Genomic DNA, 17,687 nt, shown 5'->3' on the forward strand with positions numbered 1-17,687 from the left:
TATGGAAAGACGACGTTTCATCAAGCAGGCCGGAGCAGCAATTGCTGTGGCTGGAGCGGGGGGCGGCCTATTGGCTGCGTGCGCCTCACCGACCTCCAATCAGGAAAATGATCAAACTAGTGAAAACCCAGAAACCAACACAACGATGGAAAACAACGAAGTAATTGCACATTACGTACTTTTTTGGCTCAATGACGGGCTCTCTGAACAAGAAATTAATGATTTTGCCAACTTTTTTGAAGAACTGAAGACCATTCCGGAAATTAAGTCGCTTCATTATGGCCGCGCCGCAGCGACACACGCCCGCGACGTAGTTGACAACAGCTTTACTTATAATTTGCTGGTGTTTTTTGATAGCTTGGATGAAATTAACGTCTATGAAACGCATCCTACCCATTTGGCCGCTATCGAAAAATATTCCAAATTCTGGAATAAAGTGGTCGTGCACGATTCCGTGGTAAAGCAAGCGGTGGTTTAAGGTCGACCGTCGAAAGCTGAAAACATGAACGGACAGCATCGCAAGGATATCTACCCGGGGTTGGAGGTAGCTATTATTCTCAAAAAGGACCAACGTACCGGAAAGCTAACTGAGGGTGTTGTAAAAGACATCCTCACTTCAGCGCCTTTTCATTCCAGGGGCATCAAAGTGCGTTTGGAGGATGGCCAGATCGGTCGTGTGGCGGAGATCTTAGCGTAAAATCCGGTGCCGGTTTTCAAGAGGATGTACTTACGTCGGCAAGAGTGCTTCTTTGCGCTCGCCGATCTGTTGCCGCCACATGGCATAGTAGAGCCCTTTTATATCCAGCAGTGCTGCATGATTTCCTGTTTCCGCAATCGTTCCTTTTTCCAATACAAAAATACGGTCGGCATGCATAATGGTCGATAGTCGGTGGGCAATCATGATCGTAATATGCTGCCGTTCGGCCGTGATATGACGGATGGTATTGGAGATTTCTTCTTCGGTTATGGAATCCAATGCGGAAGTAGCCTCATCGAAAATCATCAAATGTGGCTGCCGCAACAAAGCCCGTGCGATGGAAAGCCGTTGCCTTTCGCCCCCCGATAGCTTCAGTCCGCCTTCGCCGATCACGGTATTCAACCCGTTGTCTGCCCGTGCGAGGATGTTTTGTCCCGCTGCTTTCTGCAGCACATCCAGAATCTGTTCATCGGTTGCACCGGGGTTCACAAAGAGCAGGTTTTCCCGTATCGTGCCGGAAAATAGCTGGGTATCCTGAGTCACGAAGCCGATTTGGTGGCGGAATGTATCAAAGTCTATGCGGTCGCCACGGAAATCGTTGTAAAAGATACGTCCTTCACTGGGATGGTATAGGCCCACCAGCAGTTTTACCAACGTGGTTTTGCCGGCGCCCGAGGGACCTACAAACGCAATGGTTTCTCCCCGTTTTACTTCAAATGAGATTCCTTCCAGTGCGGGCCGGCTGGCCGACTGATGTTGGAAGGATACATTGTCAAACCGCAAGCTTGTTATGGCGTTGATTTTTTCTGGGTTTGCAGGCTGAAACTCCGGTTTACGGCTAAATAGCTCCTGCAGGTTATTTAACGATGCTTCTGCCTCTCGATAAGAGAGGATGATGTTGCCCAGTTCCTGTAATGGGCCGAAGATGAAAAACGAGTAGAATTGCATCATCATCAGTTGCCCTACCGTGATCTGGTCCCTGAAGACAAAAAACAGTAACGAGAACATGATGCATTGCTGCAGGAAATTCACAAATGTGCCCTGCACAAAGCTTACTGCCCGGATGCTTTTTACCTTGCGCAATTCCAGCTTTAGGATTTTGAGGGTGGTGCTATTCAGTCGCCCGATTTCCTGTTGGGTTAAGCCAAGGCTCTTGACGAGCTCGATGTTGCGTAGCGATTCGGTGGTAGACCCAGACAATGCATTGGTTTCTTTGAGGATGTTTTTCTGGATGAACTTGATTTTCTTGCTCAGGTAGCTGGTTAAGAATGCCAGTGTGAACGCACCGACAAGGTAGATCAGTGGCAGCGACGGACTTAACCGGAATGACACAATCACCACGAAAACAATACCCACTAGCGTAGCAAATAGGACATTTACAAAGTTGGTGATAAACTTCTCGCAGTCTGCCCGTGCTTTTACCAGTACAGACAACGTCTCACCGCTACGCTGGTCTTCGAAATCCTGATAAGGCAACTGCAACGCATGTTTGAGGCCATCGGTATAAAGCTTGGCACCGAACTTTTGGATCACCACATTGACGACATAGTCTTGGAAAGCTTTAGCTATTCGTGACACCATAGCGACACCAATGATGAGCAGGAGCCCGATGGTTATTCCCCTGAAAAAAGTTGCATCGGCCCCCTCGGCCCGAAAATCAGCCGCTTTATTGGCATAAGGGTCAATAATCAAGTTGCCAAAAATATAAGGGTTCAGCAGGGAAAAGACTTGATTGATAGCTGCCAGTAGAAGCGCCAGCAGGATCAATCCCTTGTATCTACTTAAGTAAGACAATAGTAATTTCATCGCGAAAGGACCGGACAATTATGAAACCATTTTTTTCGCATGTCAGTAAAAAGCTATCAATTTGTATCCTGTGTCGGTTTATTTTTACGACGAGCAGACAATAGCCGGCCGTTTTGGCACGCTTTTAAAAATGCCTATGTTTGTTTCAAATTCCAAAGTTAGCATGTCCAATGTATTAAAGGCCCATTTAAGCAAATTTATCGTCATCGATGACGACGAGTTTACCGAAATATTGTCCTATTTCGAAGCTCAGAATGCAAGAAAGAAAGAAAACCTGCTAATCGAAGGAGCGATCTGTAAGCGGCATTACTTTGTTATAAAGGGAATCCTGCGCAAATTTTTTGTCACGGATAAGGGAGTGGAGCGGACCACCGAATTCGCGATCGAAAACTGGTGGATGACCGATCATTTTGCTTTCGAAGCCGGATCGACATCGCAGTTTTATATTCAAGCGGTGGAACAGGCAGAATTGCTCGCCATCACCCGGGATAAACAAGCGGAAATGCTGCGGCGACATCCCCTGATGGAGAAATATTTCCGATGTATTTATCAAAAGGCTTACGGGGCAGCTCAGATGCGGATGAAATTCCTGCATGATTTTTCGCGGGAGGAGCTGTATCATCATTTCCGTAAGAGTCAACCTGATTTTTTGCAGCGTGTTCCTCAATATCTGGTTGCTTCCTATCTCGGATTTACGCCGGAATACCTAAGTGAAATCCGCAGGAAAAGCATTTCTTAAACCCGTTTAAGTTTTTTCGGTTTGTTGTTTTTCAACTTTGTGCCATCAAAGTTTAACAGAATAGAATCATGGAAAAACGTATCAACATCAACACGGTAGCCCCCCAAGCCTATAAGGCTATATTTGCATTGGAAGGTTACCTGGCAAAAGCTGAAATCTCGAAAAAGCTGAAGGAACTTATCAAAATCCGGGCCTCGCAGATCAATGGTTGCGCCTTTTGCATTAATATGCATACCAAAGACGCGTTAAAAAACGGCGAAACCGATCAACGTATTTTTTTACTGAATGCATGGCGCGAAGCGCTTGGATTTTTTACCGAGGAGGAGCAGATTGTCTTGGCGATGACTGAGGAGATTACGCTGATCAATAAGGAAGGACTGACGGATGATACGTATGATAAGGCTTCGGCTGTTTTCAGTGAAAATCAGATTGCTGAAATCATCACAGCCATCGCGACCATCAATGTATGGAATCGGATCGCCATAAGCACGCGAATGCAGCCGGGGGAATAAGGATTACGCGCTTATGTTTGGGGAACGACTAAGGTTCGCTGAAACCGTGGTATAAATACAGCGCTCCATACGTCCAGTTCGGTCCTTCCAATCCGGGATAATTGAATCGGTCCATCATCAGCGCTACATAACGGAACGGATAGCCATCGGGCAATTCCACTACATTGGGCCAGACCCGGGTGCCGGATTTTTCATCCCACGGGGGGAGATCCATTTTGAGTGTGCCTGCTTCGTGGAGGTCGGGATATGAATAGACAAAGATTTTCCGTTCCTGGCTTCCGGAAAAACAAAAGAGTTTTCCGCCGATGCGCTGGATGGATGTTCCCGTCGAATTATGGCTTACAGGACCGGCGATGCGTCGGTAGTCTTTATTCCACGTATCGGATTCCAATAGGACGGCTTTATAGCCGTCGTTGTTCTCGCAGGTTAGTATCCGCCATTTTTCGGCCTTAGCATCATATAGAATATGTGGATCTTCGATGTCACCCACAACGCCGAAAGGCGTAGCCCGCATACTGGAGAATCCAAAACGGGGGTCTTTCACGCTTTCTACGGCCAATAGTTGCTTTTGCTCATCGGGACTGGCATAGGCACTAAATCCGGTGGTAATACCCCGCCAAACCTTGTGATTTCTGTCATAGAAAATATGGGACGCAACCTCATTCCGAAGGATGCCGTCCTGCCGGTCGAACACAATAATTCCCTCAAACCGGAGATCAAACACGGAAGGATCCATGCTGAAAACACCCTGTATGTGTTGGGGCAATGCGCGTCCCCGGATGGTCATTGTGTACCAAATCCGGCCCTGGTCCAGCAGTGGCGTCCCATCTTCGTAGGTGATGGCACGGATGTCTGCGAGGCCCATGCCGCTGCTGAGTGCGGATGTCACTTTGTTTACCTGAATGGCCCCGTATTTGATCTGCACAAACAAGTTTGATTGGAAGGTATTCAGGTATTCTTTCTTCCGTAGGTCAATGTGCTGACTGAAATCCGACTGGGCGATTGGCAGGGGAAGGCCATCGCCTTGGCAATACAAGGTCAGACCGCTGCCAAGCATTTGGAGAATGAGCTTTCCGTTGGCAGCTGTGTTAGCTTGGGTAGCGATGCAGATTGACTTACGCGAAATCACCTCATCGCCTCTCATGATCAGTTGGTGAACATCGGTGATGTAGTTGTCCCGATAATCGATGGTGATGAGGAAACGTTCCATTTTGGTGCCATCCGAAAATTCAAATCCAATGGCACCTTCCCCTTCACAGGAAGCCAGATCTAGCGTGTATGTTGAAAATGGATTGAACCCACCAAACCAAATAGACGTTTCCGTTTCGGTATCCGCCACAATCTGCAGTTGCTCGTGGCGTACGTTTATTTGCGCATGGGCTTCCCTATGGTGGGTGATGGGATACATGGCAGACATTCCGATAATTTCACGGGGGTTGAGCGCGGCCAGCGGAATGGTATGTAAGTCGTCAAAGATAAATCGCCGAACTCCCTGCCGTACAAAATTGATGTCATCGGGAGCCGGTTGACTTTGAACAGAAACAGCCATCGACATGAGAAATATATGGAGTACGGAAAAAGCTAGTCTGCGTAATTTGTTCATAAGAGTAATGACCATTGGCCGGGTAAAAATAACGTTTTGCCGGTAGGTTCCCAAGCGTTGCTGTTTGGGAGTACTACTCGTAACCAAAGCATGTTTTTCGAGTTCTGTTGCATCGAGTCAAACTTTTACCTAAATTGCGGATTGTAAGAGAAAACATGCCTGATCGGATGATTAAACTGATAATAAGCTTGCTCATAGTGACTTCATGCAGCGGAGCCGCCGAGCGGTCGGACGAAACCACCGGCCAACCCGAGGCAACGGAAGCGATTATTACCGGTGCCGACCAAGTGGAAAGCTATGTGCCTTATCTGATGGGGAAACGTGTGGGAATGGTCATCAACCAGACTTCCATCATCGGCGATCAGCTGAGTGTGGATAGTCTGCTTGCGTTGGGAGTCGATATTAAAGCGATTTTCGGGCCTGAACATGGATTTCGTCAAAATGCGAGTAACGGTGCGGCAGTCGGAGATGAAATTGATCCACAGACCGGCATACCCATTGTTTCACTGTATGGCAAAAATAGAAAGCCCTCCCAGACACAGATGGAAGCGCTGGATGTGATGGTTTTTGATGTTCAGGATGTAGGCTGCCGATTTTACACGTACATTAACACCTTGGCGGACATCATGGAAGCCTGTGCGGAATATGGAAAAAAGCTGGTTATCTTAGACCGCCCCAATCCCAATGGATTCGTGGACGGTCCGGTGTTGGATATGCAGTTTAAGTCGGGTATTGGGAAGTTTCCGATACCGGTTGCACACGGGATGACCATGGGTGAGTTTGCCCGCATGTTAAATGGCGAAGGCTGGCTCGCCAATGGTATCCAATGCGACATCAACGTTATTCCCATCAAGAACTATACCCACGATCTGTATTATGAGTTGCCGGTACCTCCATCCCCAAATCTCAACACACAGGCATCCATTATTCTCTACCCGTCCTTATGTCTGTTTGAAGGTACGATTATCAGTCAGGGGAGGGGTACCTACATGCCTTTTACGGTGCTGGGAGCACCCGCGTTGAAGGGACAATATGATTTTTCTTTTAAGCCGGTAAGTATACCCGGTATGTCTGAAGCACCGTTGCACCAGGGTAAAATGTGCTATGGGATAGACCTGAGAGATTATGATATTAAGAGGTTGCATGCCAGCGGCCGGATTAATTTGCAATGGATGCTTGAGTTTTATAAAGCTTTCCCCGAGAAGGAACGTTTTTTTGATTCCTCACAAAGCCCCGCCATGGGGCGAATTGAGGCATTGATTGGAAATAATGTGTTTAAAAAGCAGGTGATGGATGGCCTGAGTGAAGAAGAAATCCGGAAATCCTGGGAACCAGGATTGAGCGACTACAAAGAAATGCGTAAACAATATTTATTATACAAATGAAGAAATCATTGATCGTATACATACTGGTCGGCATGTGCTTTCTCGGAGGTTCCGTGAGAAGTTATGCGCAAACAAACAAGGGAAGTTTCAACCACATTGCGTTATCCGTTTATGACCTTCAGAAAAGCGCGTCGTTTTATCGGGAAGTCTTGCAGTTGGATACCCTTCCTGAACCGTTTAAAATAGGGAAGCATGTGTGGTTGGAGATTGCTCCGGGGTTTTCGCTGCACCTGGTTGCGGATGCAACCGAACTGAAAGAACACAGTCGGAATACCCACATTTGTTTCAGCGTAGCATCTATGGATGAGTTCGTTGATCGGCTTGGTGAATTTGGCATTGTTTATTACAATGTGCAGACTGAACCGGGTAAAGTTGGAACCCGTGTGGATGGAGTTAAACAGCTTTATATCCAAGATCCCGATGGTTATTGGATCGAGGTCAATGACGAAAAACGCTGAGGCGGTTATTTTGACCTGTTCCAATAGATTTTCAGGTTGTGGGTTGAGCTGCCATAGGCAATGATGTCGGGTTTCCCATCGCCATCCATGTCTTCAATATCGAGATCTTCGCAAGCAATACCACCTCGATCCACCCAGTAGACGTCGATCGCTTCCCAGTATGGGTTAAATGGTACATACAATTTGATTCCGAAAAGCCCATCTTCATTGGGCCTTTTCCATCCGGCGACTACCTGATCTCGCCCTAAGTCCAAAAAATCAGCCATTCCCAATCCGTATCCTGCTTCCATCTTCCGTTCAAGTACTCTCCTTTTAATTTTGTCGTATACCAATACGCTATCGGCGAGTCCGGGTGTATAGAGCGTTATCCGATTGCCATGAGTCGGTTCAATAGCTGCAAAAACATGTGTATTCCGGCTCGCTAGGGCGCCAATGCGCGCCCTGCCCAGCCGACGGCCTCTGGCCAGCCAATCGGCTGTGTTACGGATCCAACGTCCATCCCTAAAGAAGAATGCCATCATACCGCCCGCTCCGCTGATATAAAATACTTCCTGGTGGCCATAGTTGTACACTTCCAAATCATTGGCCCGCGGTAGGGGAAGCCCGATGAACCGCTGCTTCCACGGTAAGGTTAGGTCCGTCGGTTTTTCATACGTCCGTATAGTTGGAGCTTGCGTTTGGCTGTCATCACTTTCCATGCTGTATTTCGGCAATACCACCAATTGATACGTGCTGTCGCTCACCTTCACCCATTGCATCCGGTGGGCAGGAGGGACCTGACGGAGCTGGACCGACGTCCACAAGTGGGTTGGGTTTTCGGGACAGATCAAATAATAGACAGAATCGGACGCCACCGCGATCTCGGCTTTTCCATCGCCGTCGATGTCACGCGCGGCAATGCAAACACCGTCATCATTAGTAAGGTTATCCACCATCACGAATCGTTTCCAATCCCCGTTGCGATACCAGACAACCCGATGCGAATCCGCGAGTATAATATCCGGCTTGCCGTCACCATTTACATCGCCAATTGTCAAGTCATGTCCCCCGTCGATCCGATCGTCAATGATTTCCGTTGCGAAGCGGGGTTCCTTCCCAATGAGGGAAACCATACCAGTAAGCATAATTAATGACGGGTAGAACATAGGTTATTTAAAGACTTGCGATGCTGTTTGTTTTCATGTCACGAATTTAGTAAAATTGCATAAGTAACGATCCATGAAACAAAGTGCCGGTATTCTACTGTTCCGCCGAATAGATCGGAAACCCCAATTTTTTCTGGTGCATCCCGGTGGTCCCTTTTTTGCCAAAAAAGATGCCGGGGCATGGACCATTCCCAAAGGAGAGATCATCCCGCCTGAAAGTCCGCTGGACACCGCTATCCGTGAATTCGAGGAAGAAACAGGACGGCGTCCTGTCGGTCCTTTTATCCCATTGGATGCCATCGTCCAGAAGGGGGGCAAACACGTGTTGTGCTGGGCGGTGGAGGGAGATTTGGATCCGGAAAAGGTGGTAAGCAATACCTTCGAATTGGAGTGGCCACCGCGTTCTGGCACAAAGGTTTCTTTTCCGGAAATAGACAAGTCGGGTTGGTTTACACTGGCGGAAGCCAAGCAGTTAATCAATGAGCGGCAGGTCTCCTTGCTGGAGCAGCTTGTCATGTTTCTGAATGGATAATAAAAAAAAGAGTATTTTAGCCCGTAAGAATCATTGGAAGTTAAGTTTTGTAATTAAAGTTTAAGATATGCGGAGAGGTTTGTTGACGTTAGTATATACAGTTGTGATGGTCTGGAGTGCGTTGGCGCAGGATCAAACAGATCGGGCTAAATACGAGCTCATCCGGGAGACCATCAATTTTTTGGCGACAGATAAAGCCGTTTCACCGGATACCAGTTTCAGGATATCCTGCGAAACGTTGGATTACGACTGCTTCAAACAACAGTTATCCAGCAATCCCGTAAATGGTATTGAGCGGTGGTACAATGCGTGGCGATCTATGAAAGCCACAGATGAAGCGGGATTGGCTACCTTGCGTAACCAAATATTTTCAGATATCTTCGAAAGGCCGGGGAAGGGGTATCGAAAGCAACTTGCCGGTTATAAAGCCTACGTTGAACGTGCCGAAAATCTGATACGTCCATCGGTGAATGAAGTGCCGGTGGACCAAATAGCCATGGATTCTGATGAGGCACCGCAGCAACACCCTGCCCAATCCGACATCATCTATCCTGAACAAACAAATGAAGGAAACGAAAACCCAGAAAAAGAAGATACTATGATTGCTTACCTCGCTATCACCCTCGCCATCATTGCGCTAATCCTTGTCGCCCTGCCGCTATTCAAGAAAAAAGAGCCGCAGCCAGTTGCTGATTTCTACGGATTACAAGAGCGCCTGGATGAATTAGCCGTGCGGATGAAACACTTGGAACAAAAACTGTCGGATGGCCACGTAAAAGATGAGGCCATTACTAATTTAATCGAAATCATGGAATCGGTCGAAAAGCGGGTAGTGGAATTGGAACACAGATGTATGTAACCTTATTGGCCCTGCACTCGCTGGTTCGCTGGTTGGTGTTGGCGAGTTTGCTTTTCGCGATCGGCTGTGCATACCGCGGATGGTTGGCTAATAAGCAATTTTCGCGTTTCGATAATTCGGTTAGGCACTGGACGGCAACCGTCGCCCATATTCAATTGCTTGTGGGGGGTGCACTATATGTCATCAGCCCGATTGTAAACCATTTTCTGCACAATTTCAAAGAAGCCGTGCACCAGCGGGATCTCCGTTTTTTTGGTATGGAGCATATTACGATGATGCTGTTGGCCGTTATCATGATCACCATCGGTTCGGCCAAGGCCAAGCGTAAGCCAACCGATCGGGAAAAATATAAGACCCTGGCGATCTGGTTTACCGCTGGCCTGCTTATCATCCTGTTGTCCATCCCCTGGGCTTTTTCGCCATTCACGAGTAGACCTTACCTCAGGCCCTTTTAGTTAGATATATTACCTGCTTAACTCCCTACTTTTTCCTGCCTATTTCCTGCCGTTTACTATGCGGGGAATAAGGTTCATCTAACCTGTATCTATTAAATTGATAGCCACCGGACGGATATGGCATAAATACCGCTTACATTACGGCAGGAGAAACGCAAAAGAAAGGCAGGAAAAAGTGGCCAATTATGTATGGCTAAAAAGCATGAATAAAAAAAATGAAAAAAGTTCTTGACTCTTACCTTACGTCATAGCCTACCTTTGTCGGGACAATGGATAAACACATGACAAAATACACGGTAAAGAAGCTTGCAAAGGCGGCCGGTGTGAGTGTGCGCACGCTCCATCATTACGACCGGATTGGTCTGCTGAAGCCGTCGATCCGCACCGCTGTAGGGTATCGGTTGTACGGTGAAAACGAACTGCTGCGGTTACAGCAGATCCTTTTCTATAAGGAATTGGATTTCGGACTGAAGGAGATCGCTGCATTGATCAATCGTCCAGATTTTGACCGGATACGTGCACTTGAAAGTCAAAAGCAGCTGCTGAAAGCACGCAGGAAGCGTATCGACCGGCTTATGTCAACATTGGATAAAACTATCTTACACATAAAAGGAAAAATCAAGATGAATTACGAAGAATTGTATGAAGGGCTCCCGAAGGAGCAGGCTGCCGCATGGCGAAAGGAAGCCTTGGAAAAATGGCCGGACCAAGTGAAGCAATCGGAAAAAGTACTTATCGGCATGAGCATGGAAGAATTTGAGGTGCTGAAATCCGGTTTCAAGGAAAACTTCGAAACATTGGCTTCCCTTTGTGGCCACGGTGCCGATCCCGCTTCCGAACGGGTTCAGCAAGAGATCGACAGGCACTATCATTATATCCTGCGTTTTTGGGGTAAACCGGGAAACCAGGTAGAGGCTTACAAAGGACTTGGCGAGCTCTATCTAGCCGATCCCCGTTATACGGGAACGGGGGGTGCGCCTTTTGGACTGTTTATGAAACAGGCAATTGATCATTATGTGACGAGCCTACCGGCCTAATCCTTATATTTGTCGCAAACATATTGCATATGTCTACGCTTTTCAGTCCCCTAACCATTAAAAGCATCACATTGAAAAACAGGCTCATTGTGTCGCCTATGTGCCAATATTCATCTGTGGATGGATTCGCTGACGATTGGCATTTGGTACACTTGGGAAGCAGGGCAGTGGGAGGGGTATCCATGGTTATCTCTGAAGCTACGGCGGTAGCTCCGGAGGGCCGGATATCGCCGTATGACTTAGGTATCTGGAAAGATGAACACATCGGAAAGCTGGCGCAGATCACTGCTTTCATCAAGAGTCAAGCGTGCGTGCCGGGCATTCAGCTTGCACACGCTGGCAGGAAAGCCAGTACCGCCGTACCCTGGAAAGGTAGAGGCAAAGTGACCGAGGAAGCAGGAGGATGGACGCCGGTGGCGCCTTCGGCTATAGCATTTGCCGGTCACTATCCGACGCCCGATGAATTGGATGCGGAAGGCATCCGTAAGGTGATCACGGACTTTACGGCGGCCGCGCAACGGGCACAACGGGCGGGTTTTCAAGTGGCTGAGATTCATGCGGCACATGGTTACTTGTTGCATCAATTTCTCTCTCCGCTGAGCAATCAGCGCATGGATAACTATGGTGGAAGTTTTGAAAACCGCATCCGGCTGCTGCTGGAAGTCATCGAAAGCATAAAGACGGTATGGCCGGCCGATTTGCCGCTGCTTGTCCGCATTTCAGCCACAGATTGGGCCGAAGGTGGATGGAATGGCGACGATTCGGTACGGCTGGCGGCCATACTGCAAACAGTGGGTGTGGATCTGATCGACGTGTCAACGGGCGGACTGGTAAGCCATCAGCAGATTCCCGTGGGACCCGCTTACCAACTGCCGTTTGCCGCCCGGATCAAAAAAGAAACGGGTATATTGACTTCTACCGTTGGATTGATTACCGATGCTGTGCAGGCAGAGACGATACTGGCCAACGGTGATGCCGATGCCGTGATGATGGCTCGGGAGCTGTTGCGCAACCCCTATTTTCCACTAAAAGCTGCTGCTGAGCTGGATGATAGCATCGTATGGCCGGTACAATATGAGCGGGCGAAGTCGTAATAAGCATCATGCGCAATGGCATGTTAGAATTGTCATGCTGGGCAGACTCCGTCTACTAGTAGTTAATGTCGGTAAGTGTAGATAACGTTTTATTGGTAGAATTCCTGATGATCAGTGAGGTCTCCAATACGCGTATCTCCGGACGATAGTCTTCGCCCTTTTCGATATGTTCTAATAATAGGTTGGCTGCCACTTGGCCGATCTGAAAAGTTGGTTGTACGACAGAAGTTAGCGGGGGATCTACAAATGCGCTGTGAGGTGCATTGGAAAAACCTACTAAAGCGATATCATCTGGAATGTTTAGGCCATTTTGCTTAATGCAGATCAGCGCCTCGATTGCTGTAGGGTCGTTAACTGCAAATATCGCATCGGGTTTATCGTCCATGGCAATTAATTGCTGTGTACATTCTCTTGCTTTGTCATCGACAAAATCTGCGTGGAGGATATAATTCTCGTTGATTGGAATTTGATAATGATTCAACGCATCTAAATATCCTTGCAGTCTACTCTCGCACATGGTCAGGTTTTTGGGCCCTGATATATGGGCTATTCTTCTGCAGCCTACTTCAATTAGGTGCTTCACCGCTTCATAGGCTCCTCCGTAGTCGTCAACCAAAACTTTAGAACCCGATATCTCGTCCGTTATTCGGTTGAAAAAGACGATAGGTGTTTTCTCCTGTACTTTTTTGATGTGTTTATAATGATCCGTTTCGCGACTTAACGCCATAATAAGACCGTCTACGCGGCTGGACACGAGCGCCTGAAGGTTTTTTTTCTCGAGATCGAAGGATTCGCTTGACTGGCAGATCATTAGTTTATATCCTGCTTTATTGACAACATCCTGTACGCCCAATATAACACTTGGGAAATAAACATGTACGAATTCAGGAACAATGATGCCAATGATGTTGGTTTTATTATTCCGGAGGCTGGCGGCAACCGTATTGGGCTCATAACCTATTTTTTCGGCCATTGCCAAAACCGCTTTTTTGGTATGTGTATTTACATCAGGCGCGTTGCGTAACGCTCTGGATACAGTAGATATGGACAGGTTCAACCTGACCGCAATATCTACAATCGTGGGTTGTTTGGTATGAGTTGCTGTCGACATAATTGGTTATTATTTTCAGTTTAAAGATACGAAAAATGTACAAACTGTTTATCGAAACGTTGCCGGTAACGTTTTCATTTGGTCGAGATTGCAGTAGTTAAGTTATTCTATTTATCATTGTTACAGAATTATAAATCGCTGCGGCGCGAAAATTATGAGAAGCGAAATTTCTGGACTACGCTATTTGGTGTGGATAATCATTACGCGATAACTTAAAAACTATTCGGATAACTTAACTAACAGTAGATGAACTTAAAGCGATCAATTATTAATGGAAGCTTAGCACGTGCAAAACACGTTATTGAACATTTTGGATTAAAACTTCCTCCTTTTGGTTATTGGAATGTAGCAGATTGGGATAAAGCTGGAGTTGAATACGATGAAATCAGAAATTGTTTGCTGGGATGGGATGTTACGGATTTCGGAAGTAAGGATTTCCATAAAATTGGCCGTACATTATTTACACTACGGAATGGCAGAAAGGGAATTGCAGGCTACCCAAAGGAGTACGCGGAGAAGCTACTGATCGACCCCGAAGGGCAACGGGCGCCAGCACATTATCACTTATCTAAACGAGAAGACCTGATCTGTGTAGCCGGGGGAAATATTTTGGTGCAATTACGGAAAGCTGACAGAGAAGGCAACGCGTCCTCCGAAGCGTTTACCATACAGGTGGATGGTTGTGAGAGACGGTTGCAGGCCGGTGACATCATCCGCTTGAAGCCGGGGATGAGTGTGTGCGTTCCCCCGCGCACCATCCATCAATTCTGGGGCGAGGAGGGAACCGGCTACCAGGTAGATGGAGTGGGATATACACTGAGCAGCGAGGTATCAAGTGTTTGTGACGACTATAACGACAATGTTTTCTTAGTGGATTATGCTGTTCGGTTTCCGGAAATAGAAGAAGATGAACCCAAAGATTGCTATTTATGTCATGAATACCCTAAAGCAACTTCTTATGAAACGAAGTAATCAATTTCAAGCATTGCTGACCGTTGTTTTGTTTTTGTTACTCGGTAACGTGTCAGCCCAGCAGACAGATTGGCGTAACATCCGTTCCGGGTGGGTCATTCCGGATGAAAGTTACAGCGACCAACCCTATGTTATTAAAACGGATGATGGCGCCTGGCTCTGTGTACTTACTACCGCGCTGGGGCATGAAGGTTCGTCGGGGCAACACCTCATTACCCAGCGTAGTTTAGACAACGGAAAAACATGGGAAGACCGGATTGCTGTTGAGCCGTCCGATGGGCCCGAAGCTTCTTATGCGGTATTATTAAAGGCCCCTAGCGGGCGCATATTTGTATTCTATAACCACAATACCGACAATACCAGGTGGGTTAAGGGAGATAATCCGCCTTACAGGGACGGTAAGGTAACGCGTGTTGACAGCCAGGGACACTTTGTCTTTAAATATTCGGACGACCATGGCAAGACATGGTCCGCAGCCCGCTATGATATTCCCATGCGCGCATTCGAGATCGATAAAAACAATCCCTACGGTGGTTCAATCAAGTTCTTCTGGAATGTGGGTAAGGCTTTTACACATAAAGATAAAGCATATGTGCCCGTGCACAAGGTAGGTGGATTTGGGGAGGGATTTTTTACATCAAGCGAGGGAGCCCTGCTGTGCAGCGGTAATCTGTTGACCTTGGCCGACCCCGCAGCGGCCACATGGGAAACCCTCCCCGATGGTGAAATCGGTTTGCGGGCGCCTTCTGACGTTGGGGGGCCGATTGCCGAGGAACAGAGTTTCGTGGTATTGAGCGACGGGAGTTTCTTTTGTGTATATCGTACAATTGACGGCTATCCGGTTTATACCTACAGCCGCGACGGAGGACATACCTGGGACCCGCCGCAATATATGCGCTATGCCGATGGGCGATTGATGAAACATCCCCGTGCAGCTAATTTTGTATGGAAATGTGAGAATGGTAGGTATTTATATTGGTTTCATAACCACGGCGGCCGGTTTATCAGGGAACACCCGCAACGGCGTAGCATAGCTTACAACGATCGCAATCCGGTATGGCTGTCGGGCGGCATAGAAAAAGACTCACCCGAAGGTAAAATCATTGAATGGAGTCAACCGGAGATTCTTTTTTACGATAACGACCCGCTGATACGGATGAGCTATCCCGATCTGATTGAAGAAGCAGGGAAGTACTATGTAACGGAAACCCAGAAAGATATTGCAAGAACCCATTTAGTCGACACGCGTTTATTGGAGCATCTGTGGGAGCAACAGGAAAATATCACAAAAACCACCCGCGGTGTGCTGTATCATTGGGAAAGTCAACGTTCCAAACCGGGAGATGTCGTGGAAGTGACCTGGGGCGGCTTTCCGGAATTTTACAAGCGAGACCTGACAAAAATTGACCATGGCGGAAAGCGAACCAACGGGGGCTTTTCGATTGATATTGCTTTTCATGTTCCATCACAGAAGGGGAACGTAAAGTTACTAGACGCGATGGATGAACAGGGGAGGGGATGGCAGATCACGATCAATGATGAACAATGCCTTGAAATCGCGTTTAACGACGGTCAGACCCGCGCCATATGGGCATGTGATAAAGGTCAGCTTCGGGCAGGTGCCGATTGTTACGCGAGCATTATCGTAGATGGGGGACCAAACGTTATCTCTTTCGTCGTAAACGGATTGCTGAATGACGGCGGCGACAGCCGTCAGTTCGGATGGGGGAGGTTCAGCCCATACATAAAGTCAGCTAATGGTAATCCGGCAATATCAGTCGATAACAATGTCAGGGAGTTTACACTTTATGATCGCGCTTTGCGGACCTCGGAAGCAGTTGGTAATTACCGGGCGCCTAAAAATTAAATGGTAACGAATATGCACAGGTTCCGTAAGCTTCTACTGTTATTTTCCGTGGCGTTGACTTTTTGTGCGGGTTTGGTGTTTTGGTTGCGCAAGGATACATCAACTGGACCTATTCTGCTGTTGGTAGGTTTGGTGTTAACAGCACTCGCTTTCCTTCGATTTAAATCGCTCAGGGGTTTTTCTTACACGGTTTGGATACTGGTTGCTGTCGCAGCGGCCATGTTCTATCCCCATCTCTTCCACCGTATTGGCAGTTTTGAACTAAAGAATGTGATTGTTCCGTTCGTGCAAGTCACGATGTTTGGAATGGGCGCCCATATGAGTTTCAGCGATTTCAAGGGGGTGGTCATGATGCCGAAAGGAGTGATTATAGGCGTTTGCTGCCACTTCCTTGTCATGCCGCTGGTGGCATACGGTCTCTCCCATATCTTTCCGTTTCCAGCAGAAATTGCCGGTGGTGTCATCCTGATCGGATGTGTTTCGAGTGCAATGGCTTCAAATGTTATGTCTTATCTTTCCGGTGCCAATTTGGCACTTGCAATCACCGTTGGCGCTGTATCAACGATTGTGTCTCCATTTGTTACACCGTTTCTGATGCTGTGGCTGGGCGGTCAGTATGTTGAAATAAATACCATTCATATGATGATCGATATTATCAATATGATCATCATTCCCGTGGTAGCGGGATTTATATTCAACCTTTTTTATGAAGCCTCTGCATCGAGGGGCCAAATGGTAGTACAACTTGTTTCGTATGCCCTCATTATGTTGATTACCAATAGTGTGTTGACAGTCATAACGAAAGGTTCACTGCTTGATTTTGTTTACGCGACACTTTCCTCTTTTTTCTGGTTTTATCTGTTACCAATGTTGGGTGCCATCTTTTTCCGGAAGGTTAAGGACACCGTTTCCCGGCAGCAGTTGGAAGGAGGCTTATCGTTTGCTGCGATGTTGGGAATTGTGGTGAATACCGTCGTTATCACTGCTTCCGGCCGTGATAACCTGCTGGAGGTAGGCGGACTGCTTATCATCACCTGTTTGCTCCATAACGTCGCCGGATTAAGTTTAGGCTATTTTCTGGCCAGATTGTTCGGTTTGCCCGAAAAAGATCGCCGCACCATAGCCTTCGAAGTGGGAATGCAGAATGGAGGAGTAGCCACAGGATTAGCCCTCCAGATGGGCAAGGTTGCTACATTGGGTTTAGCGTCTACGATTTTCGGGCCGCTACAGAATATTACTGGATCCGCATTGGCGAACTGGTTCAAAAAGAAGGACCACCGCGGGGAAGCAAAGAGCCCCCCCGGTATAGAGACAGTTCGTCAAGCTGTATAAACCGTTTTGCTACGAGTAAGACGTGGATTTCTGACTTGCGTCTGCGATATCAGAATAATATCTCGGTGATTTATGTCAGTTGA

18 protein-coding genes are annotated in these 17,687 nt (G+C 47.5%); 14 read left to right on the top strand and 4 right to left on the bottom strand.

Annotation, left to right across the window (positions count from 1 at the left end):
- Position 1 precedes the first annotated feature (1 nt).
- Both BMZ56_RS19735 and BMZ56_RS19740 read left to right on the top strand, forming a co-directional pair.
- On the top strand, positions 2-478 hold the full coding sequence (locus tag BMZ56_RS19735) for a Dabb family protein (protein ID WP_090629730.1): 477 nt from the start codon (positions 2-4) through the stop codon (positions 476-478).
- A gap of 24 nt (positions 479-502) precedes the next feature.
- Positions 503-697 carry a YwbE family protein gene (locus BMZ56_RS19740; protein ID WP_090629733.1) on the top strand — a complete coding sequence of 65 codons (195 nt, stop codon included), beginning with the start codon at positions 503-505 and terminating at the stop codon, positions 695-697.
- 30 nt (positions 698-727) lie between these two features.
- Here BMZ56_RS19740 and BMZ56_RS19745 read toward each other — a convergent pair whose 3' ends face one another.
- Positions 728-2,503, bottom strand: coding sequence for an ABC transporter ATP-binding protein (locus BMZ56_RS19745; protein WP_090629735.1), 1,776 nt, complete (start codon positions 2,501-2,503; stop codon positions 728-730).
- A gap of 163 nt (positions 2,504-2,666) precedes the next feature.
- Here BMZ56_RS19745 and BMZ56_RS19750 point away from each other — a divergent pair, with 163 nt between their 5' ends.
- Together BMZ56_RS19750 and BMZ56_RS19755 are read left to right on the top strand one after the other, a co-directional pair.
- A complete protein-coding gene (locus BMZ56_RS19750) occupies positions 2,667-3,242 on the top strand; it encodes a Crp/Fnr family transcriptional regulator (RefSeq protein WP_090629953.1) in 576 nt (191 codons plus the stop codon).
- A gap of 68 nt (positions 3,243-3,310) precedes the next feature.
- Positions 3,311-3,754: a carboxymuconolactone decarboxylase family protein gene (locus BMZ56_RS19755; protein WP_090629738.1), complete on the top strand. Its 444-nt coding sequence runs from the start codon at positions 3,311-3,313 to the stop codon at positions 3,752-3,754.
- A gap of 28 nt (positions 3,755-3,782) precedes the next feature.
- Here the strand turns inward: BMZ56_RS19755 and BMZ56_RS19760 are convergent, their stop codons facing one another.
- Positions 3,783-5,303 carry a hypothetical protein gene (locus BMZ56_RS19760; RefSeq protein WP_218146625.1) on the bottom strand — a complete coding sequence of 507 codons (1,521 nt, stop codon included), beginning with the start codon at positions 5,301-5,303 and terminating at the stop codon, positions 3,783-3,785.
- Positions 5,304-5,524: 221 nt separating this feature from the next.
- Between BMZ56_RS19760 and BMZ56_RS19765 the strand changes: the two genes are divergently transcribed.
- The gene (locus BMZ56_RS19765; RefSeq protein WP_090629955.1) at positions 5,525-6,742 is read left to right on the top strand and encodes an exo-beta-N-acetylmuramidase NamZ family protein; all 1,218 of its coding nucleotides are present in this window, start codon (positions 5,525-5,527) and stop codon (positions 6,740-6,742) included.
- The gene (locus BMZ56_RS19770) at positions 6,739-7,200 is read left to right on the top strand and encodes a VOC family protein (RefSeq protein ID WP_218146626.1); all 462 of its coding nucleotides are present in this window, start codon (positions 6,739-6,741) and stop codon (positions 7,198-7,200) included. Before BMZ56_RS19765 ends, BMZ56_RS19770 begins: the two co-directional genes overlap by 4 nt.
- A gap of 5 nt (positions 7,201-7,205) precedes the next feature.
- Here BMZ56_RS19770 and BMZ56_RS19775 read toward each other — a convergent pair whose 3' ends face one another.
- On the bottom strand, positions 7,206-8,312 hold the full coding sequence (locus BMZ56_RS19775; protein ID WP_177195220.1) for an FG-GAP repeat domain-containing protein: 1,107 nt from the start codon (positions 8,310-8,312) through the stop codon (positions 7,206-7,208).
- Between the two features lie 106 nt (positions 8,313-8,418).
- On the opposite strand from BMZ56_RS19775, the gene BMZ56_RS19780 reads away from it, so the two are divergent.
- From BMZ56_RS19780 to BMZ56_RS19800, 5 genes are all read left to right on the top strand, one after another.
- A complete protein-coding gene (locus tag BMZ56_RS19780; RefSeq protein ID WP_090629747.1) occupies positions 8,419-8,877 on the top strand; it encodes an NUDIX hydrolase in 459 nt (152 codons plus the stop codon).
- A gap of 67 nt (positions 8,878-8,944) precedes the next feature.
- On the top strand, positions 8,945-9,736 hold the full coding sequence (locus tag BMZ56_RS19785) for a hypothetical protein (protein ID WP_143072977.1): 792 nt from the start codon (positions 8,945-8,947) through the stop codon (positions 9,734-9,736).
- On the top strand, positions 9,727-10,191 hold the full coding sequence (locus BMZ56_RS19790; protein WP_090629751.1) for a hypothetical protein: 465 nt from the start codon (positions 9,727-9,729) through the stop codon (positions 10,189-10,191). Before BMZ56_RS19785 ends, BMZ56_RS19790 begins: the two co-directional genes overlap by 10 nt.
- Before the next feature lie 281 nt (positions 10,192-10,472).
- The gene (locus BMZ56_RS19795; RefSeq protein ID WP_177195221.1) at positions 10,473-11,228 is read left to right on the top strand and encodes a MerR family transcriptional regulator; all 756 of its coding nucleotides are present in this window, start codon (positions 10,473-10,475) and stop codon (positions 11,226-11,228) included.
- 29 nt (positions 11,229-11,257) lie between these two features.
- Entirely contained in the window at positions 11,258-12,322 is a 1,065-nt protein-coding gene (locus BMZ56_RS19800; protein WP_090629757.1) for an NADH:flavin oxidoreductase/NADH oxidase, read from the top strand.
- Positions 12,323-12,377: 55 nt separating this feature from the next.
- Here the strand turns inward: BMZ56_RS19800 and BMZ56_RS19805 are convergent, their stop codons facing one another.
- Positions 12,378-13,433, bottom strand: coding sequence for a LacI family DNA-binding transcriptional regulator (locus BMZ56_RS19805; RefSeq protein WP_090629759.1), 1,056 nt, complete (start codon positions 13,431-13,433; stop codon positions 12,378-12,380).
- A gap of 246 nt (positions 13,434-13,679) precedes the next feature.
- Between BMZ56_RS19805 and BMZ56_RS19810 the strand changes: the two genes are divergently transcribed.
- From BMZ56_RS19810 to BMZ56_RS19820, 3 genes are read left to right on the top strand one after another with little or no spacing between them, the layout of a single operon-like run.
- Complete coding sequence (locus tag BMZ56_RS19810) at positions 13,680-14,405, top strand: D-lyxose/D-mannose family sugar isomerase (RefSeq protein WP_090629761.1); 726 nt, start codon at positions 13,680-13,682, stop codon at positions 14,403-14,405.
- On the top strand, positions 14,392-16,272 hold the full coding sequence (locus BMZ56_RS19815) for an exo-alpha-sialidase (protein WP_218146627.1): 1,881 nt from the start codon (positions 14,392-14,394) through the stop codon (positions 16,270-16,272). The genes BMZ56_RS19810 and BMZ56_RS19815 overlap by 14 nt, the downstream gene beginning before the upstream one ends.
- Positions 16,273-16,284: 12 nt before the next feature.
- The gene (locus BMZ56_RS19820; RefSeq protein ID WP_177195222.1) at positions 16,285-17,604 is read left to right on the top strand and encodes a bile acid:sodium symporter family protein; all 1,320 of its coding nucleotides are present in this window, start codon (positions 16,285-16,287) and stop codon (positions 17,602-17,604) included.
- Positions 17,605-17,687 lie beyond the last annotated feature (83 nt).

The sequence above is a fragment of the Parapedobacter indicus genome (assembly GCF_900113765.1).
In the GTDB taxonomy this organism is placed as follows: domain Bacteria; phylum Bacteroidota; class Bacteroidia; order Sphingobacteriales; family Sphingobacteriaceae; genus Parapedobacter; species Parapedobacter indicus.